Annotated in this window: 22 protein-coding genes; 15 read left to right on the top strand and 7 right to left on the bottom strand. The window is 70.1% G+C overall.

The annotated features are described in order from the left end of the window. The first annotated feature begins 10 nt into the window (after window positions 1-10). Both ACZ3HL_RS31615 and ACZ3HL_RS31610 read left to right on the top strand, forming a co-directional pair. The gene (locus ACZ3HL_RS31615; RefSeq protein WP_465418236.1) at window positions 11-1,759 is read left to right on the top strand and encodes a serine/threonine-protein kinase; all 1,749 of its coding nucleotides are present in this window, start codon (window positions 11-13) and stop codon (window positions 1,757-1,759) included. Window positions 1,760-1,770: 11 nt separating this feature from the next. Next, window positions 1,771-2,175 carry an OsmC family protein gene (locus ACZ3HL_RS31610; protein WP_465418238.1) on the top strand — a complete coding sequence of 135 codons (405 nt, stop codon included), beginning with the start codon at window positions 1,771-1,773 and terminating at the stop codon, window positions 2,173-2,175. Window positions 2,176-2,184: 9 nt separating this feature from the next. Here the strand turns inward: ACZ3HL_RS31610 and ACZ3HL_RS31605 are convergent, their stop codons facing one another. The 3 genes from ACZ3HL_RS31605 to ACZ3HL_RS31595 all read right to left on the bottom strand — a co-directional run bounded on the left by ACZ3HL_RS31605 (window position 2,185) and on the right by ACZ3HL_RS31595 (window position 5,369). Then, the gene (locus tag ACZ3HL_RS31605; RefSeq protein WP_126732697.1) at window positions 2,185-2,538 is read right to left on the bottom strand and encodes a hypothetical protein; all 354 of its coding nucleotides are present in this window, start codon (window positions 2,536-2,538) and stop codon (window positions 2,185-2,187) included. A gap of 57 nt (window positions 2,539-2,595) precedes the next feature. After that, entirely contained in the window at window positions 2,596-4,653 is a 2,058-nt protein-coding gene (locus ACZ3HL_RS31600) for an ATP-dependent DNA helicase (protein WP_257484622.1), read from the bottom strand. A gap of 125 nt (window positions 4,654-4,778) precedes the next feature. Next, window positions 4,779-5,369: a biotin transporter BioY gene (locus tag ACZ3HL_RS31595; protein ID WP_016336794.1), complete on the bottom strand. Its 591-nt coding sequence runs from the start codon at window positions 5,367-5,369 to the stop codon at window positions 4,779-4,781. A gap of 153 nt (window positions 5,370-5,522) precedes the next feature. Here ACZ3HL_RS31595 and ACZ3HL_RS31590 point away from each other — a divergent pair, with 153 nt between their 5' ends. Then, entirely contained in the window at window positions 5,523-6,191 is a 669-nt protein-coding gene (locus tag ACZ3HL_RS31590; RefSeq protein ID WP_465535097.1) for a choice-of-anchor P family protein, read from the top strand. Between the two features lie 69 nt (window positions 6,192-6,260). Here ACZ3HL_RS31590 and ACZ3HL_RS31585 read toward each other — a convergent pair whose 3' ends face one another. The 3 genes from ACZ3HL_RS31585 to ACZ3HL_RS31575 are packed head-to-tail and all read right to left on the bottom strand — an operon-like array spanning window position 6,261 to window position 8,817. Further along, window positions 6,261-6,914, bottom strand: coding sequence for a bifunctional 4-hydroxy-2-oxoglutarate aldolase/2-dehydro-3-deoxy-phosphogluconate aldolase (locus tag ACZ3HL_RS31585; protein ID WP_465535096.1), 654 nt, complete (start codon window positions 6,912-6,914; stop codon window positions 6,261-6,263). After that, window positions 6,911-7,486: a nicotinamidase gene (locus ACZ3HL_RS31580; protein WP_125673754.1), complete on the bottom strand. Its 576-nt coding sequence runs from the start codon at window positions 7,484-7,486 to the stop codon at window positions 6,911-6,913. Before ACZ3HL_RS31580 ends, ACZ3HL_RS31585 begins: the two co-directional genes overlap by 4 nt. Before the next feature lie 20 nt (window positions 7,487-7,506). Further along, a complete protein-coding gene (locus ACZ3HL_RS31575) occupies window positions 7,507-8,817 on the bottom strand; it encodes a nicotinate phosphoribosyltransferase (RefSeq protein WP_465535095.1) in 1,311 nt (436 codons plus the stop codon). Window positions 8,818-8,891: 74 nt separating this feature from the next. Between ACZ3HL_RS31575 and clpS the strand changes: the two genes are divergently transcribed. The 7 genes from clpS (at window position 8,892) to ACZ3HL_RS31540 (ending at window position 13,613) form a co-directional block, all read left to right on the top strand. After that, window positions 8,892-9,191: an ATP-dependent Clp protease adapter ClpS gene (gene clpS, locus ACZ3HL_RS31570; protein WP_005165655.1), complete on the top strand. Its 300-nt coding sequence runs from the start codon at window positions 8,892-8,894 to the stop codon at window positions 9,189-9,191. Then, window positions 9,188-9,745, top strand: a complete 558-nt coding sequence (locus ACZ3HL_RS31565; RefSeq protein ID WP_034308812.1) for a DUF2017 domain-containing protein — start codon at window positions 9,188-9,190, stop codon at window positions 9,743-9,745. Before clpS ends, ACZ3HL_RS31565 begins: the two co-directional genes overlap by 4 nt. After that, on the top strand, window positions 9,742-10,734 hold the full coding sequence (locus ACZ3HL_RS31560) for a P1 family peptidase (RefSeq protein WP_465535094.1): 993 nt from the start codon (window positions 9,742-9,744) through the stop codon (window positions 10,732-10,734). The genes ACZ3HL_RS31565 and ACZ3HL_RS31560 overlap by 4 nt, the downstream gene beginning before the upstream one ends. A 120-nt stretch (window positions 10,735-10,854) precedes the next feature. After that, window positions 10,855-11,271, top strand: coding sequence for a M67 family metallopeptidase (locus tag ACZ3HL_RS31555; RefSeq protein ID WP_016336788.1), 417 nt, complete (start codon window positions 10,855-10,857; stop codon window positions 11,269-11,271). Between the two features lie 71 nt (window positions 11,272-11,342). Continuing rightward, window positions 11,343-11,615: a MoaD/ThiS family protein gene (locus ACZ3HL_RS31550; RefSeq protein ID WP_005165659.1), complete on the top strand. Its 273-nt coding sequence runs from the start codon at window positions 11,343-11,345 to the stop codon at window positions 11,613-11,615. A 3-nt stretch (window positions 11,616-11,618) separates the two neighbouring features. Continuing rightward, entirely contained in the window at window positions 11,619-12,569 is a 951-nt protein-coding gene (locus tag ACZ3HL_RS31545) for a PLP-dependent cysteine synthase family protein (RefSeq protein WP_126732704.1), read from the top strand. A gap of 330 nt (window positions 12,570-12,899) precedes the next feature. Beyond that, complete coding sequence (locus ACZ3HL_RS31540; protein WP_465418251.1) at window positions 12,900-13,613, top strand: aspartate/glutamate racemase family protein; 714 nt, start codon at window positions 12,900-12,902, stop codon at window positions 13,611-13,613. On the opposite strand, the gene ACZ3HL_RS31535 is transcribed toward ACZ3HL_RS31540, so the two are convergent. Then, the gene (locus ACZ3HL_RS31535; RefSeq protein WP_465535093.1) at window positions 13,574-14,455 is read right to left on the bottom strand and encodes an arylamine N-acetyltransferase family protein; all 882 of its coding nucleotides are present in this window, start codon (window positions 14,453-14,455) and stop codon (window positions 13,574-13,576) included. The two genes, ACZ3HL_RS31540 and ACZ3HL_RS31535, sit on opposite strands and share 40 nt — an antisense overlap. A 91-nt stretch (window positions 14,456-14,546) precedes the next feature. Here ACZ3HL_RS31535 and ACZ3HL_RS31530 point away from each other — a divergent pair, with 91 nt between their 5' ends. From ACZ3HL_RS31530 to rdgB, 5 genes are read left to right on the top strand one after another with little or no spacing between them, the layout of a single operon-like run. Beyond that, window positions 14,547-15,203, top strand: coding sequence for a rhomboid family intramembrane serine protease (locus tag ACZ3HL_RS31530; protein ID WP_465418589.1), 657 nt, complete (start codon window positions 14,547-14,549; stop codon window positions 15,201-15,203). Further along, complete coding sequence (gene murI / locus ACZ3HL_RS31525) at window positions 15,200-16,006, top strand: glutamate racemase (RefSeq protein WP_465418255.1); 807 nt, start codon at window positions 15,200-15,202, stop codon at window positions 16,004-16,006. Before ACZ3HL_RS31530 ends, murI begins: the two co-directional genes overlap by 4 nt. Window positions 16,007-16,036: 30 nt before the next feature. Continuing rightward, a complete protein-coding gene (locus tag ACZ3HL_RS31520) occupies window positions 16,037-16,804 on the top strand; it encodes an MBL fold metallo-hydrolase (RefSeq protein WP_465535092.1) in 768 nt (255 codons plus the stop codon). Between the two features lie 23 nt (window positions 16,805-16,827). Beyond that, a complete protein-coding gene (rph, locus tag ACZ3HL_RS31515; protein WP_034309252.1) occupies window positions 16,828-17,604 on the top strand; it encodes a ribonuclease PH in 777 nt (258 codons plus the stop codon). Next, window positions 17,601-18,206 (top strand): RdgB/HAM1 family non-canonical purine NTP pyrophosphatase, encoded by a 606-nt coding sequence (rdgB, locus tag ACZ3HL_RS31510; RefSeq protein WP_465418259.1) that lies wholly within the window; start codon window positions 17,601-17,603, stop codon window positions 18,204-18,206. The genes rph and rdgB overlap by 4 nt, the downstream gene beginning before the upstream one ends. Window positions 18,207-18,208: the final 2 nt, after the last annotated feature.

Genomic DNA, 18,208 nt, shown 5'->3' with positions numbered 1-18,208 from the left:
TACTCCCCGCATGGGTGACCGGCTGATCGCCGGGCGCTATCGCTTGGAGGAGCGGATCGGCGCCGGGGGCATGGGTGTGGTCTGGCGTGCCACCGATCTGGATCTCGGCCGGGTCGTCGCCCTCAAACGCTCGCAGGCCGGGGACAGCGGCCAGATCCGGCGCGAGGCGCGGATCGGCGCGGGTCTGCATCATCCGAACGTGGTCACCGTCTTCGACGCCGTGAACGACGGCGACGACCGCTGGCTCGTCATGGAATACCTGCCCTCGCGCAGCCTCGCCGACGTCATCGACTCCGACGGGCCGCTACCGCCCGGCAAGGTGGCCAAGATCGGTGTCCAGCTCGCCGCCGCGCTCGCGGCGATGCACGAGAAGGGCATGGTCCACCGCGATCTCAAACCGGGCAACGTCCTGGTGGCCGACGACGGTACGGCCAAACTCACCGACCTCGGCATCGCGCAGTGGGCGGAGGTGACCCGCACCGGCGGCGGCCTCGACGTCGGGACTCCCGGCTACGTCGCGCCGGAGATGGCGGAAGGGCGGCAGGCGGGTGCCGCGGCGGACGTGTTCTCGCTCGGCGCCACCCTGTTCGCCGCCGTCGAGGGCACGTCGGTGTGGGGAGACGCGAGCGTCGGGCCGTTCGTCCAGCTCCGGCGGGCGACGTCGTACACGCTGGAACCGATTCGCCGGGCGGGACCGCTGGCGCCCGCGCTGATGGAGCTGCTGCGGCGCAAACCGGCAGGCCGGCCGGACGCCGTCCGCGCCGCCGAGCTGCTTTCCGAGGTCGCGGACGTCGACGTTCCCGCGCGGGTACGACGTTTCCGGGTGACCAGGCGGGCCGTCGTGATGGCGGTCGTCGCGGCGGTACTGGTGCTGGCCGCGGGCTTGGTCTACGCCACGAGGGAACCCGCGTCGATCGCGGCCGGCCCGCCGTCCGAACTGATCGGTGATCGGCGGACGGCGGATCCTTGCGCGCTGGTGGATCCCGTCGTGCTCAACCACCTCGGGTCTCCTGAACTGGACAGCGCCGGCGGCAATTTCAACTCCTGCGGTGTCCGGCTACGGCTGAGCCCCGACGAAGACGACATCGTCGACATCCGCCTCGAACTGACGACGCCGACGTCACCGCTGCTGGAGAAGCCGGTGCCGGGGAAACTGATCGTGCGCGAGATCCCGAGCGACTCCGAGGACAAATGCGCGCGGGGCATCCCGCTGCCGGACGGCAACCAGGTGTGGGTCCACGCCCGGCACATCCGGAACTGGCACGCGCATCTGTGCGATTACGTCGACCCGGTGGCCACGCACGCGGTGAGCGTGCTGAACCGGGAACCGGTCGAGCGGCGCCCCGCTCCCTTCCCGGCAGGTTCGCTCGGGAGTCTCGACGCCTGCGCGCTGGGCGCGGACCTGCCGGAGGCGATCGTCGGCGGTCCGGCCAGCCCGGATCCGGTCTTCGGCAACTGGGAGTGCTACTGGAACCATCGCGAGACCGAGGTGACGATCCGGTTCGAACGGGAGCGGGCGCCGTTCGAGGACGGCGGCAGACGGGTCGCTCTCGGATCGCGGGAAGCCTTCGTGGAGGTCGCGCCGGAGTGGAAGGCTTGCCAGGCCGAGATCCCGCACCGGACCTTCACCGGCGACGGTCGTGCCATGATCGAGACGGTGGAGATCTACGTGGCGGACAAGGTCAAGCAGCCGCCGGAGATGTGTCCGGCCGCGGAACGGCTCGCCGGCGAGATCGCCCCCAGGCTGCCGCCACTCTGAAAGGGAGAACCGTGTCTTTGGAAGTCCAGCGCGACGGTGAGCACCGCTTCATCGGCCGTAACGAACGCGGTGCCGAGGTCGTGATCGGCCGCAAGGGCGCCGAGGGCGCCTTCTCACCCGCCGAACTGCTGCAGATCGCGGCGGCGGGCTGCTCGGCCGTCACCGCCGAGAACCTCATCACGCGCCGGATCGGGGAGGACTCGAAGTTCCGGGTCGGCGTGACCGCGGACCAGCGCGAAGGCGCTTCGGAGCTCGACGCCGTTCACGTGTCTTTCGACGTCGACGTGTCCTCGCTGCCCGCTTCGGAGCGCGAGGCTCTTGCGGCGGCGGTGGACCGCGCCATCGAGCGGTTGTGCACGGTGAGCCGGACGTTGAAGAAGGGCATCCCGGTCACGGAGAGCTTCCCGGTCGAGTAGCACTGGAGCTCAGTGTTTGGCGGGGTGGCCTTCGGCGCTCCAGACCACGTACGCCTCGTCGGCGTCGGTGGTCATGGCCTCGATGAACTTCTCGTTGTCGAAGCCGGGCAGCGTCTGCAGCCGCTCGATCAGCGCGTCGGCGGCGGGGTCGCCGCTGGGGATCGCGGTGCCCTTCCCGTCGGCGCCGGCGAGCATGAAGAAGACGTCTTCCTTCCACGGGCCTTCAGGGATCACTCTGACCACCACCGCGGACAGCTCGGACCACGTGACGGCTTCCTCGCTGCCGTCCGCGAGCTGGCGCCGCACTCCGGTGTCATCGACGCTGACGGTCCGGGATTGTGCGTTGGGCGACTCGTGGGACAACCGGTTCTCCCTGTCTTCGGCGTTCCGTTAACGGTACTCGGCCGTGTTCCAGGCCACTCAGGCCGGGGCGGCGGCGTCGAGGCGGCGCAGCGCGTCGCGGGCGACCTTCGGGTCCATGGTCGGCCAGAACGGCGGCAGCGAGGCACGCAGGAATCCGCCGTAGCGGGCGGTGGCCAGCCGCGAATCCAGGATCGCCACGACGCCGCGATCGCTGACCGAACGGTGCAGCCGCCCGGTGCCCTGTGCGAGCAGCAGCGCCGCGTGCGTGGCCGCGACGGTCAGGAAACCGTTGCCGCCCCTGGCTTCCACCGCCCGTTGCCGGGCGGAGGAGACCGGGTCGTCCGGGCGGGGGAACGGGATCCTGTCGACCACCACGAGCTGGAGCGACGGGCCGGGCACGTCGACGCCCTGCCACAGCGACAGTGTGCCGAACAGGCAGGTGCGCGCGTCCTCGGAGAACTTCTGCACCAGCAGGCCGGTGGCGTCGTCACCCTGGCAGAGGATCGGCAGGTCGAGCCGCTCCCGCATCTCCTCCGTCGCCTGCTTCGCCGCGCGCATCGAGGAGAACAGGCCGAGCGTGCGCCCGCCCGCGGCCTCGATCAGCTCGGCCAGCTCGTCCATGGTCGAGGGCTGCAACCCGTCCCTGCCCGGCGGAGGCAGGTGTTTGGCCAGGTAGAGGATGCCGTTGCGTTTGTGGTCGAACGGGGATCCGACGTCGAGGCCGGTCCACTTCGGGCCGTCTGCGTCGTCGCTGTCGGCTGGAGCGGCCTTGTCGGTCGCCGCGCCAGGTGCCTTCTCGACGCGCATACCGCCGGGCGGGAGGCCCCACTGCCGGGCCATGGTGTCGAAGGTGCCGCCCAGGGTCAGCGTCGCCGACGTGAGGACGGTCGTGTGCTGGTTGAAGACACGCTCGCGCAGCAGACCGGCGACACCCAGCGGGGCGACCTTCAGCGCGGGCGGGCGCGGGTTCGTGGAGAAGCGGTCCCCGGTCAGCCAGACGACGTCACGCTGGTGGGCCTTGTCGTCGTCGAAGGCCTCGAGCAGCCGGACCGCGGTGTCGTGGACCTCTTCGAGCAGCGACCGCGCCAGCTTGCGGGCGGTGGCCTCGTCGACGTCCTCCTTGCGATCCTTGCCGAGCGCGGTGAGGCAGCGATGCGCGGCGTCGCGGACCGCGGGGATCGCGCCGGTGAGGGCCTGCGGCAGCGAATCCATCCGGCCGGACGGCAGGTCGTCGAGGATCAGGGCCAGCCCGTCGCTCGCTTCCAGCAATTGGTCGGCCACTTCGTCGTCGACCAGCTTCCCGCAGCGCCGGGCGGCGGCGGAGACCATGCCGCTGGTCAGCTCGCCGGTGGCCACGGACGTCACGCGGTCCACGAGGTCGTGCGCCTCGTCGATGATCACCAGGTCGTGCTCGGGGAGCACCTGGTAGCCCTGCAGCGCGTCGATCGCCAGCAGCGCGTGGTTGGTGACGACTACGTCGGCCTTGCCCGCCTCGGCGCGGGACCGCTCGGCGAAACAGTCCGTGCCGATGGGGCAGCGTGAAGCGCCAAGGCATTCCTTGGCAGTGACCGACACCTGGCGCCACGCCTGGTCCGAAACGCCGGGGACCAGCTCGTCGCGATCGCCTGTTTCGGTGTCGGACGACCATTCCCGCAGCCGGGTGACCTCCTTGCCCAGCCTGGAGACGGCGAACGGGTCGAACAGCTGCTGATCCTCCGGCTCGTCCGGGGCGCCGGAATCGAGCCGGTGGAGGCAGAGGTAGTTACGGCGGCCCTTGAGGATCGCGAAGGTGGGCTCGCGGCCGAGGGGCTTCTTCAGCGCCTTCGCCAGCCGGGGGAGATCCCTGTCGACGAGCTGGCGCTGCAGCGCGATGGTGGCCGTGGAGACCACCACCGTGGCCTCCTTCTCGACCGCGTGCCGGATCGCGGGTACGAGATAGGCCAACGACTTCCCGGTGCCCGTGCCCGCCTGGACGGCCAGGTGCTCGCCGGTGCGGATGGCCCGGCCGACGGCGTCCGCCATCTTGACCTGGCCCTCGCGCTCGGCACCGCCCACGGACTCGACCGCGTGGGTCAGGAGTTCGAGGACACCGGGGAAATCAGCACGGGAGGGCACGGGACAAGACGATAGCCGGGGGCACCGTCAAGATCGTCCGCCCCGTGCGATGAAAGGTCCCTTCCTCGCAAAATTCGCGAGGAAGGGACCTTTCATGGCAGCTCGCGGGGCGGTGAAAGGACCGGTCACGACTCCTTGCGGAAGCGAGAAACGAGCGCCCAGGTGCCCGGGAGCAGCGCGGCCGCGACGGCGATCTTCAGCGCGTCGCCGATCAGGAACGGCACGACACCCTTCTCGAGCGCTGTCGACAGGCCGAAGCCGGTCGACGCCATCAGCCACGGCACGCCGACCGAGTAGATGGCCAGGTTGCCCAGCACCATCGTCCCCGCCGTGCGCAACGGCGTGCGGTCACCGCCGCGGCCGGCGAGCGCGCCGACCAGCGCGCCCGCGAGCACGAAGCCGACGATGTAGCCGGCGCTGGCGCCGAACAGGCCGGAAGAACCGTTCTGGAACCAGCCGAACCCGGCCGCGCCGACGGCGAGGTACAGCGCCATCGACAGCGCGCCGCGCTTCCAGCCGAGCGCGGCGCCGACCAGCAGGGCGGCGAACGTCTGGCCGGTCATCGGCACCGGGGAGCCGGGGACCGGGATCAGGATCTGCGCGGCCGCGCCGGTCAGGGCGGCACCACCGGCGACCAGGACCGCGTCACGGACCAGTGCGCCGGGAACGAGGTCGGCGAGAACCGGACGGGTGCCGGTCACGGACAGCGAAGACACTCAGACCTCCTATGAGTACACGAATGTGAACCGAGGTTAACGTCAGAAGACGGGACGCGGACCGAATGTCGGCCACCTCACGGTCATCGTGCGTCCACTCGACCGGGTGGCATGACCCTGCACGGGGCAGGCGGTTGGTGGAGGCTGCCCGACATGAGGAAACCCGTTTCGAGGCTGTTGTCGGTGACGATGCTGACCGGGGCGCTGGTGGCGGGAGGTCCGGCGGTCGCGTCGGCCGGTCCCGCCCCCGCGACGGCGGCCGCGTCGGTCGGTTCGCTCGACGTGGAGATCGGCGACGAACACGTGGTCACGGGCGAGCTCGCGCCGTGTGACGTCGATGGTCCGTTGAGCGCGAAGACCCAGGGCGGTTCCGTCGGTGACTTCGCGCGGTTCAGCGGGGGTGAGTCTCGCTGCGGCCGGAACGGCGCGGTGGCCATCGGCGAGGCGGCCGGGCGGCGGTTCGAGACCACCCTGCTCAAACGCTTCGGCGGCCCGGTGATCAAGGTCCGCTCGTTCATGGCGAAATGCAGCACCACCGAGGACGGCAGCCTCGGCTACATCGAGTTCGGCGACGTCACCGGGTTCACGGTGCCCGAGAACATCCCGCAGAACTACCGGCTGACCATCCCGGGCGGCAAGGCCGGGACGCCGCTGGCGTCGCTCACGGTCAACGAGACCGTCACACCGACGCCGCCCGACGGGAGCCTCGTGACGCACATGCTGCACATCAAGCTGTTCCCGCAGGGTGACGGACCGGCGAAGGGCGACATCTACCTCGGGACCGCGAGCTGTGACCCCTACGGCAAGAAGCCGACCCCCTGAACCCCGGCGTTTCGTCCTCTGAATGCGGTCCTTGCACACGCAAGTACCGCATTCAGAGGACGAAATGCGTCAGGTGCGCGAGACGTACTTGGCGGCCGCCGCGACGAACTCGCCCGCGCGGGCGGCCAGATCCGTCAGCGACCCTTTCGACGTGAGCGCGTCACCGACCAGCGGCGTGGCGGCCGCGACGGCGATCGAGCCCGACTCGAGGTACTTCGCGACGTCGGCCAGGTGCACGCCGCCCGTCGGGACGAGCGGGATGTCCGGCATCGGCGCGCGGACCGCCCGCAGGTAGGCGATCCCGCCGACGGCCGCGATCGGGAAGACCTTCACCGCCGCGGCGCCGAGACGCCACGCCTGGTCGATCTCGGTCGGCGTCAGCGCGCCGCAGATCACCGGCAGCCCGCGTTCGTGCGCGCGCTCCATGACCAGCGGATTCACCGTCGGCGTGACCAGGAACGTCGCTCCGGCGTCCGCCGCTTTGTCCACATCGGACACCTCGCGCACGCTCCCGGCGCCGACGTACGCGTCGTCGCCGAGCTTCTTCCGGATGGTCGCGATGGCGTCCGTGGCGCCCGGCGTGGTCAACGCCGCTTCGAGCACTCGCACGCCCGCCGCGTGCAGCACCGTCGCGGCGTCGGCGAACCGGCTCGCGTCCGCGGCCCGCAAGATCGCGACGAGCCGGTTTTCGATCAGGGTGTCCTGGAGGTCGTGCTGGATCATGCGGCCGGGACCGGCGCCTTCCCGGTGTAGGTCACGCCCGCCTCGTCGAAGTCCTTGAGCGCGGCGTCGACCGTCGGCTGCGAACCGCCGACCGTGAGGTCCAGCAACACCCGGACCTTGAAGCCGGCCTTCGCCGCGTCGAGCGCCGTCGCGCGGACGCAGAAGTCGGTCGCGATACCGACGACGTCGACCTCGGTGACGTCGTGCTCCTTCAGCCACGCGTCGAGCGTCTTGCCGTCGCGCGCGTTGCCCTCGAAGCCGGAGTACGCGGCGGTGTACTCGCCCTTGGAGAAGACCTCGCGGATCGGGACCACGTCGAGCGCGGGGTGGAACGACGCGCCGGAAGTGCCCGCGACGCAGTGCCGCGGCCAGCTGTCCTTGAAGTCCGGCGTCTCGCTGAAGTGATCGCCCGGGTCGATGTGGTAGTCGCGGGTGGCGACGACGTGCGCGTAGCCGCCTTCCGCGGCCTGCTTGGAGATCGCTTCGGCGGCGGCGGCGCCACCGGGCAGGCCGAGCGACCCGCCTTCGCAGAAGTCGTTCTGCACATCGACCACGATCAAGGCGGTCCCCATGTGTTGCTCCTGAGTTCTCTTTAGACGAATACGGTCGGGATGGCGGGCTCCCCGTGCGAGAGCTTGAGGCCTTCCCACGGAAGGCTCACCAGCGCCCGCCGAAGCCGCTGGCGCGCGTCGTCCAGCGTGGGCAAATCATCCACCGTCCGGCCGTCCCGGACCAGCGGAATCTGCAATTCGTGGTCGTTCGGTCCCTGTTCCGGGACCTGGGAAGTCGAGGCGGCCGTCCAGATCACCTCTTCGACGGCGGTGCCGGTCTCCCGGTGCCGTCGCAGCGCGGATTTCCGGCCGCCGCGGGATTCCTTGTGCGCGCTGCGCTTGGCGACCGGCCTGCCGTCGACCTCCACGAGCTTGTAGACCATGCCGGCGGTCGGCGCGCCGGAACCGGTGACGACCGAGGTCCCGACGCCGTACGCGTCGACCGGTTCCGCCCGCAGCGCCGCGATCGCGTGCTCGTCGAGATCGCCCGAAACCACGATGCGGGTGTCCTTGGCACCGAGGGCGTCCAGCTGCTCGCGGGCCTTGCGTGCCAGCGGGCCCACGTCACCGGAGTCGATGCGGATCGCGCCGAGTTCGGTGCCCGCCACCCGGACGGCCGTCTCGATGCCCTTGGTGATGTCGTAGGTGTCCACCAGGAGCGTGGTGTCGGTGCCCATCTTGTCCACCTGTGCGCGGAACGCCTGTTCCTCGCTGTCGTGCAGCAACATGAAGGCGTGCGCGACGGTGCCCCGCGTCGGGATGCCGTAGCGGCGGCCGGCTTCGAGGTTGGAGGTCGTGGCGAAGCCGGCGAGGTACGCGGCCCGCGCGGCGGCGACGGCGGCGTACTCGTGCGTGCGGCGCCCGCCCATCTCGATGATCGGCCTGCCGTGCGCGGCGCCCGACATCCGCGCCGCGGCGGACGCGATCGCGCTGTCGTGGTTGAGGATCGAGAGGATCAGCGTCTCCAGCACGACGGCTTCGCCGAAGGAGCCGGTGACGGTCATGATCGGCGAGCCGGGGAAGTAGAGCTCGCCCTCGGGGTAACCGTCGATGTTCCCCGAGAAGGAGTAGTCCGCGAGCCACGAAAGAGTGGCGTCGTCGACGACGGCCGTCGCTTCCAGCTGGCTCAGCTCGGCGTCGGTGAACCGGAAGTCGGCGATCGCGTCGAGGACCCGCCCGGTGCCCGCGACGACACCGTAGCGGCGGCCGTCGGGCAGACGACGTGCGAAGACCTCGAAGACGCACGGCCGGTCCGCCGTCCCGTCGGACAGGGCGCTGGCCAGCATGGTCAGCTCGTAGTGGTCGGTGAGCAGCGCGGTGCTGGCGCCAGTGGCCGCCTCGGGGAAACCCATGGCACCAGCCTATTCACCCACATGGCCGGACCTGCCAGCCCGTACCGGAACCTGCCCGTGACACCATGGAGTGCATGTCCACGCCTGTCGCATCCGAGCAGACGCAGGTTGATCCACAGGGAGTAGAGGTCGTCTCTGAGGACAAACCCTGGCGGACGGTCGTCTGGAACGATCCGGTGAACCTCATGTCGTACGTGACGTACGTGTTCCAGAAGCTGTTCGGTTACAGCCGGGACCACGCGACGAAGCTGATGCTCGACGTGCATCAGAAGGGCAAGGCGATCGTGTCGTCCGGGTCCAAGGAGAAGGTGGAGACCGACGTCGCGAAACTCCACGCGGCCGGCCTCTGGGCCACCATGGAGCAGCCTTCATGAACGGATGGCGCCGCAAGGGCGACACCATCGTCGCGGGATTCGAGCAGCAGGAGGCCGCGGTGCTGCGCGGCCTGGTCAGCCAGCTGGAGGACATGCTCACCGCGCGCGCCGAGGAGGCGCCCCAGGACGAGCTGGCGGAGCTGACCGGCATCCGGATGGGCCCGACCGAATCGCCGGACGACCCGGTGCTTTCCCGGCTGCTGCCGGACTTCCACAAGCTGGACCCGGACAACCCGACCCGCGAGGACATCGACTCGGCCGCCGCGATGCGGTCGATCCACGAGCCCGAACTGCTGGACAAGAAGGTAGGCGTCGCCAAGATCGTGCTGGACACCCTGCCGCGTGACGGCGGGAACGTGCGGCTGACCTTCGAGCAGGCCGACGCGTGGCTGGGCGCGCTCAACGACGTCCGGCTGGCGCTGGGCACCGCGCTCGACGTCACCGAGGACATGCCCGACGAACTGCCCGAGGACGATCCCCGCGCTCCGCATCTCGGCGTCTACCATTGGCTGACCTGGGTGCAGGAGACCCTCATCCAGTCGCTGACGTCATGATCACCGACGTCCCCGGCGTACTGGTCGGGCATCACGAGCGGGTCGGCGACGGCTGGGCGACCGGGACGACGGTCGTGCTGGTCCCCGGCGGCGCGGTCGGGGCCGTCGACCAGCGCGGCGGCGCGCCCGGAACGCGCGAGACCAACCTGCTGGAGCCGGAGAACCTGGTCCAGCACGTCAACGCGATCTGCCTGTCCGGCGGGAGCGCGTACGGCCTGGCCGCCGCGGACGGCGTCATGCGCTGGCTGGCCGAGCGGAACCTGGGCATCCCCGTGGGCACTCAGCCGCACGAGGTGGTGCCGATCGTGCCCGCCGCGGTGTTGTTCGACCTGCCGCGTAGCGAGTGGGGAAACCGTCCGGACGCCTCCTTCGGTTACGCGGCCTGCGAAGCGGCTGTCGGGGGTCCGGTCACGCTCGGGACCGTCGGCGCGGGCGCCGGGGCGAAGGCGGGGTCACTCAAAGGCGGGATCGGGACGGCCTCGGAGAAGGTCGGGGAATTCACCGTCGGCGTCGTCGCCGCCGTGAACGCCGCCGGCGAGGCCGTGGATCTCTCGACGGGCCGCGCGTACGCGGCGGATCACGAGGTCGACGGCGAGTTCGGTGTCCGCTGGCCCGAGCGGCCGGGCGACGTCGAGGCGAAGGCCGCGGGGCTCAACACGACCATCGGCGTGGTCGCGGTCGACGCGGCGCTGTCCAAGGCGGAGGCGCGGCGGCTCGCGGTGGCCGCGCAGGACGGTCTCGCCAGGGCTGTGCGGCCGGCGCACACGATGTTCGACGGTGACACGGTGTTCGCGCTGGCGACCGGCGACCGGGAACTTCCCGGCGGCGCGGGCCCCGTCGCGGCGGCGCGACGCGCGATGGTGCTGGACACGCTGTGCTCGGCGGCCGCGAGGGTCTTCGGCCGCGCGATGGTGCACGGTGTGCTTTCGGCCACTTCGGCGGGGGACATGCGCGCGTACCGCGACGTCTGGCCCGAAGCCTTCTCCTGACCCCGCGTTTCGTCCTCTGGATGCGGTCCTTGCACGCGCAAGGACCGCATCCAGAGGACGAAACGCGAGGGGGAGTGGCGGCGATCTCAGAGTGTGGACCGGCTCTGTCCAGCACCTAAGATGGGCGACGTGCTCCGGATCCGCCGTGAACTCGTCGACGAGATCGTCGCCCATGCCCGTCGTGACCATCCCGACGAGGCGTGCGGGGTGATCGCCGGTCCCGAGGGATCGGACAGCCCCGAGCGGTACATCCCCATGCTGAACGCGGCGCGCTCGCCGACGTTCTACGAATTCGACTCGGGCGATCTGCTCAAGCTCTACCGCGAGATGGACGCCAACGACGAGGTCCCGGTGGTCATCTACCACTCGCACACCGCGACCGACGCCTATCCGTCCCGCACCGATGTCTCCTACGCCTCGGAACCCGACGCGCACTACGTGCTCGTTTCCACCAAGGACCCCGATTCGCACCAGTTCCGGTCGTACCGGATCGTGGACGGGGAGATCACCGAGGAGCCCGTCGAGATCATCGGCTGAACCCTGTCCGGGAATATCCCGGACCGGCCCGAACGTCTGCGTAGCAGAGAACCCACCGGAGGTAGAAAACCATGGCCGTGACCGTGTCCATCCCGACCATCCTGCGTACGCACACCGGCGGCGAGAAGTCCGTCGAGGCGACCGGCAAGACCGTGCTCGAGGTGATCGACGACATCGAGTCCCGCCACGGCGGTCTCAAGGCCCGCCTGGTCAAGGAAGAGAAGCTGCACCGCTTCGTCAACGTCTACGTCAATGACGAGGACGTCCGTTTCTCCGGTGGTCTCGAGGCCGAGGTCAAGGACGGCGACACCCTGACCATCCTGCCCGCCGTGGCCGGTGGCTGATCGATGGCTCGCTTCGAGTCACTGCTCGACGCGCTCGGCGGCACGCCGCTGGTCGGCCTTCCCCGGCTTTCGCCCACCCACGACGTGCGGTTGTGGGCGAAGCTGGAGGACCGCAACCCGACCGGTTCGATCAAGGATCGCCCCGCGCTGGCGATGATCGAGGCCGCCGAGCGCGAAGGCACGCTCCGGCGCGGCTCCACGATCCTGGAGCCGACGTCGGGCAACACCGGGATCGCGCTCGCGATGGCCGCGAAGCTCAAGGGCTACGGCCTGGTGTGCGTGATGCCGGAGAACACCTCGACCGAGCGCAAGCAGCTGTTGCAGGCGTACGGCGCGCGGATCGTCTTCTCCCCGGCCGCCGGCGGGTCCAACGAGGCCGTGCGCCGGGCGAAGGAACTGGCCGAGGCCAACCCGGACTGGGTGATGCTCTATCAGTACGGCAACCCGGCGAACGCCGACGCGCACTACCGCGGCACCGGGCCCGAACTGCTCAAGGACCTGCCGACCCTGACGCATTTCGTCGGCGGCCTCGGCACCACCGGCACCCTGGTCGGTGTCGGGCGCTACCTGCACGAGACGAAGCCGGACGTGCAGATCATCGCGGCCGAACCGCGCTACGGCGAGCTGGTGTACGGCCTGCGGAACCTCGACGAGGGTTTCGTCCCGGAGCTCTACGACGCGAGCGTGCTCAACGGCCGGTACTCCGTCGGCGCGTACGACGCGCTTCGCCGGACACGCGAGCTGCTGGAGCACGAAGGCATCTTCGCGGGGATCTCGACGGGTGCCGTGCTGCACGCGGCGCTGGCCGTCGCCGAGAAGGCCGCCGCGGCGGGGAAGCCCGCCGATGTGGCCTTCGTGGTCGCTGACGCGGGGTGGAAGTACCTCTCGACGGGCGCGTACTCCGGATCGCTCGACGAAGCGGCCGAACGGCTCGACGGACAGCTCTGGGCCTGACCCCTCGCGCGCGGGGCTGGACTTGGTGATCCCCACCGAAAGGGTGCGTGAAGGACCCCTTCATTGCGTCTAGCGCAGTGAAGGGGTCCTTCACGTACTTGGCGAGGTGTGAAGGTCGAGTTTCTTCGGCTGTGTCGAGGGAGGAGGCCTTCACGCGCCGCGGCTGTGACTCCTGGGACAGGTGGTGTTGCCCGGCTTCGGATGGCGATCGCGTAGTCCGTGAAGGCCTCCTTCCCTACTTTGAGGGTAGGCAAGGAGGCCTTCACGGACCTTCGACCAAACCCAAACGGCCGCGTCCAGGATGCCCAGTGGCACTGGCACGATGGCGACATGAAGACCATCGGCCTGCTGGGCGGGATGAGCTGGGAATCTTCGGCCGAGTACTACCGCCTGGTCAACGAACGCGTCCGCGAGCTGCGCGGCGGATATCACTCCGCGCGCACCGTGTTGTACTCCGTGGACTTCGCCGAAATCGAAGCGATGCAGGCCGAAGGGCGCTGGGACGACGCGGGGCGGGAACTGAACCGCGCCGCCCTGGCTCTCGAAGCCGCCGGAGCGGACTTCGTCGTCCTCTGCACCAACACGATGCACAAGGTCGCCGACCACCTCACCGACGGCCTGGGCGTGCCGCTCCTGCACCTCGCCGACACCACGGCCGCCGCGATCAAGGCCCGCCAAATCAAGAGAGCCGGACTCCTGGGCACCGGTTTCACCATGGCCCAGCCGTTCTACCGCGAACGCCTCGCCGCGCACGGCATCGACGTGCTCGTGCCCGGCGAAGAGGACCGCGAGACGGTGCACCGGGTCATCTACGACGAACTCGTCCACGGCGTGGTCACCGAGGACTCCCGTGAGCGATACCGCGAGGTCATCGCGAGGCTCGCCGAAGCGGGCGCGGAAGGCGTGATCTACGGCTGCACGGAGATCGAACTGCTCGTCGGCCCTGAAGACAGCCCGGTGCCCACCTTCCCCACCACCAGGCTGCACGCCGAGGCGGCCGTGGACTACGCGCTGGGCAAGGCCTCACTCCCTCCCACGGTGTGACGCTCGTGCTGGGCGACGGCCTGCCGCCACAGCCTGTCCAGTTCTTCACCGGTGAATCCGCCGCGAGCCACGCCGAAGACGTCCTCGATCGCCGTCCACCACTCGGCCGGTGATTCCAGCACGGTCTTGCCGCCCGGCAGACCGCTCAAGGTCAGCGCGCGCAGCGAATCCACTCCCTCCGCGTCGCGCCGCTGCACCACCAGCGTGCGGACGAAGCCGGAATCCTCGGACGTGGACAGCTCGACGTGCTTTTCGGCGAAGTCGGCCATCACGGCCGCCTCCGGCGCGAAATCCATCCCGACGAAACTGCCCTGCGGATCGTGGTCGAACCGCCAGCCGCCGGGGGTGACCTCCGAGGGCCGGATGCGGAACACCAGCGGCCCCTGCTTGTACTCGCCCTCACGCAGCGGGACCGGCTCGTGGATGCCGTCCCCGAGACCGACGTCGACCAGCCAGCCCGCGGCGGGTTCGTCCGGTAGTCCGGTCACCGTCAGTGCCAGGTGATTGAGGTGGATCCCGGACGGCGCGCCCGGCATCTGTGCCCCGCCCGGATGCCGGGTGACCTGGTAACCGAGCGCTCGCAGCAGCGCCGAGAACGCGCCGTTGAGGTGATAGCAGTAGCCGCCGCGGCCGGCGGCGATCCGGGCGAACGACAACGCCGGGTCCAGCGAGGTCACCCGGCCCAGCTGGACTTCGAAATCCTCGTACGGCACCCGCTCCACGTGGGCCCTGTGCAGCCGGAAGAGCGCGTCGAGGCTCGGCGGCTCGTGCTCGAGGCCGAGTCGCGCGAGGTAGGCGGGCACGTCGATGTGCTCGGAGTGCTCGGAAGAAGGGAACCCCATGTGAGCGACCGTAGTGGCACCCACCGACAATTCAGGGTTCTCACGGAGGCGATCTCGCCGTTCGCCGCCGTAGCCTGGGGAGGTGACCACTTTGCCTTCCCAGCCGGTCCCGGCGAGCGAGCCCGGTAGCGATCCGGCCAAACGCGTCCTGCCGTCGAACCCGAGGGCCGCCGCGATCGTCGCGCTGGCCTTCACCGCGCTGCTCTACCTGGTCGAGCTGGTCGACGTCGTACTGCCCGTCGACCTCGATCAGAGCGGTGGCATCGGCGCGCGCGAGCTCTCCGACCTCGACGGCGTGCTCTGGGCGCCGCTGCTGCACGCGGGCTGGGGGCATCTGTTCTCCAACACCGTCCCGGTGCTGGTGTTCGCGTTCCTCGCGATGTCCGCGGGTATCGGCCGGTGGGTGCTGGTCACCGCGATCATCTGGGTGCTCTCCGGCCTCGGTGTGTGGCTGATCGCGCCGAGCGGCACGGTGACCGTCGGCGCGTCGGGCGTCGCTTTCGGCTGGCTCGCGTTCCTGCTGGTCCGAGGCATTTTCAACCGCGCCGTCGGGCAGATCCTGGTGGCTGTGGTGCTGCTGGGCATCTGGAGCGGGATGCTCTGGGGACTGCTTCCGGGCGATCCGGGCGTCTCCTGGCAGGGTCACCTGTTCGGTGCGTTGTCCGGGGTCTTCGCCGCCTGGTTGATGGCGCGGGTGGACAGGTCCCAAGCCAGGAAAGCGACCGGTCCCGGTAGCCTCGCCGTGTGACCAAGCCGAGCGCCGACGCCCCCATCGGCGTCTTCGATTCCGGAGTGGGCGGGCTCACCGTCGCCAGGGCGATCCTGGAACAGCTGCCCGGTGAGCAGTTGCGCTACGTCGGCGACACCGCCCGCAACCCGTACGGCCCGCTTCCCATCGCCACCGCGCGCCAGTACGCGCTGGAAGCGCTGGACGAAATCGTCGAAGGCGGGGTGAAGGCGCTGGTCATCGCCTGCAACACCGCCTCCGCCGCCTGCCTTCGCGACGCGAGGGAACGCTACGACGTCCCCGTGATCGAGGTCGTCCTCCCGGCCGCGCGCCGGGCCGTTTCCGCGACGCGCTCCGGCCGTATCGGCGTGATCGGCACCGAAGGCACCGTGCGGTCGCGCGCCTACGACGACGCCTTCAACGCCGCGCAGGACGTCGAGATCACCAGCGTCGCGTGCCCGCGGTTCGTGGACTTCGTCGAACGCGGGATCACCACCGGGCGCCAGGTGCTCGGGCTCGCGCAGGGCTATCTCGAACCGCTGCTGGACGCCCAGGTCGACACGCTGGTCATGGGCTGCACGCACTACCCGTTGCTGTCCGGGGTGCTGCAGATCGTCATGGGCCAGGACGTCACGCTGGTGTCCAGCGCCGAGGAGACCGCGCGTGACCTCGTGCGTGTCCTCACCGAAGCCGACCTCCTCGCCGAGCGCGACACCCCGCCGCGGCACGAGTTCGTCGCCACCGGATCCGCCGAGCCGTTCACCAGGCTCGCTCAGCGGTTCATGGGCTTCGCTCCGGGTGTGCTGGCTCCCACCAGCGCCTAAAATCGCCGATTCCGTGCTTAAGGTGTCACAGTGCGTCTCACGATCCTCGGCTGCTCCGGCAGCATCCCCGGGCCCAACGCCGCCGCGTCCGGCTACCTGATCGAGGCGGACGGGTTCGTCCTGGGGCTCGAACTCGGCAACGGGACGCTCGCCAGGCTGCAGGCGCTGCGCGACCCGTTCGACCTGGACGCGTTGATCCTTTCGCATCTGCACCCCGACCACTGCGCCGATGTCAGCGCGCTCACCGTGCTGCGGCGCTACCACCCCACGCTCCCGTACCCGGCGAGGCCGCGGCGGTTGCCGGTGTACGGGCCGTCGGACGTGCGAGAGCGCCTGACCTACGCGTACGCGGCGAACGAGGACGAGCGGGCGACCACCGATCTCACGGACGTCTTCGCCTTCGAGGCCCTTCGGTGCGAGCCCATGAAGATCGGGCCGTTCGAGGTCACCGCGGTCCCGGTCGACCATCCGACCCCCGCGTTCGGCCTGCGGTTCGCGCACGGCGGCAAGACCCTCGCCTACACCGGGGACACCGGCGTCTGCGACACCTTGACCGATCTCGCGGGCGGCGCCGACGTCCTGCTGTCCGAAGCGTCGTGGACCGACTCACCCGACCGGCCCGCCGGTGTCCACCTGTCCGGCAAGGAAGCGGGGGAGCTGGGACGCAAGGCCGGGGTCGGGCGGCTGCTGCTCACCCACGTCGCGCCCTGGACCGACCGCGACGCGGTCCTCGCCGAGGCGGCCGTCGCGTTCCCCGAGGCCGAGCTGGTCGAGCAGGGCGCCGTCTACGACCTCTGACGCGGGGTTCTAGAGTGGCGGCCGTGGCGAGAAAAGACGGCAGGAACGACGACCAGCTTCGCGACATCAAGATCACCCGCGGTTTCCAGCGGTGGCCCGCGGGCTCGGTGTTGATCGAATTCGGCGACACCCGGGTGCTGTGCGCGGCGAGCGTCACGGAAGGCGTCCCCCGCTGGCGGGCCGGTTCCGGCCTCGGCTGGGTCACCGCCGAGTACGCGATGCTGCCGTCGGCGACCAACACCCGCAGCGACCGCGAATCCATCAAGGGCCGCGTCGGCGGCCGCACCCACGAGATCTCCCGGCTGATCGGCCGGTCCCTGCGCGCCTGCATCGACCTGGCGGCGCTGGGGGAGAACACGATCGTCATCGACTGCGACGTCATCCAGGCCGACGGCGGCACCCGCACGGCCGCGGTGACCGGAGGTTACGTCGCGCTCGCCGATGCCGTCACCTGGCTCGGCGCGGCGGGCCGCCTCGCCGACCCGCAGCCGCTTTCGTCTTCGGTGGCCGCGGTGAGCGTCGGCGTCGTCGACGGCCGGGTGCGCCTCGACCTGCCCTACGAAGAGGACTCGCGCGCGGAGGTCGACATGAACGTCGTCGCCACCGACACGGGCACCCTGATCGAGGTGCAGGGCACCGGCGAGGGCGCCACGTTCGCGCGGTCCACTTTGGACACCATGCTGGACATGGCGCTCGCGGGCTGCGAGGAACTGACCCGTTTGCAGACGGAGGCGCTCGCGCTGCCGTACCCCGGCGAACTGCCCGAGCCGCGTCCGGACAAGAAGAAGGGCGCGAAGTGACCAAGCTGCTCCTCGCCACCCGCAACGCGAAGAAGCTCGGCGAGCTCCGGCGCATCCTGGTCGCCGAAGGGATCGAGGGCGTCGAGGTCATCGGCCTCGCCGACGTCCCCGAGTTCCCCGAAGCGCCCGAGACTGCTCCGGACTTCGAAGGCAACGCGCTCGCGAAGGCCCAGGACGCGGCCGCCGCGACCGGTCTCCCGGCCATCGCCGACGATTCGGGTATCGCCGTCGACGCGCTCAACGGCATGCCGGGCGTGCTTTCGGCGCGCTGGTCGGGAAAGCACGGCGACGACGAGGCGAACCTGGATCTCGTGCTGGCGCAGCTGTCCGACACCCCCGACGAGCGCATGGGCGCGGCTTTCGTCTGCGCGGCCGCGTTGGTCGTCCCCGGTGGCGACGAAACCGTGGTGCGCGGGGAATGGCGCGGCTCGTTGATCCGGGAACGCCGTGGCACCAACGGTTTCGGGTACGACCCGATCTTCGTGCCGGAGGGCGAGACGCGGACCTCCGCTGAGCTGGATCCGTCCGAAAAGGACGAAGCTTCGCACCGGGGGAAGGCGTTGCGGGCGCTGGTGGGGGAGCTGCGGAAGCTGGCCGGCTGAGT

It is taken from the genome of Amycolatopsis sp. NPDC000009, assembly GCF_055563465.1.
Note: the sequence above shows the minus strand (reverse complement) of the source record. Positions and strands in the feature narration are given on the sequence as shown.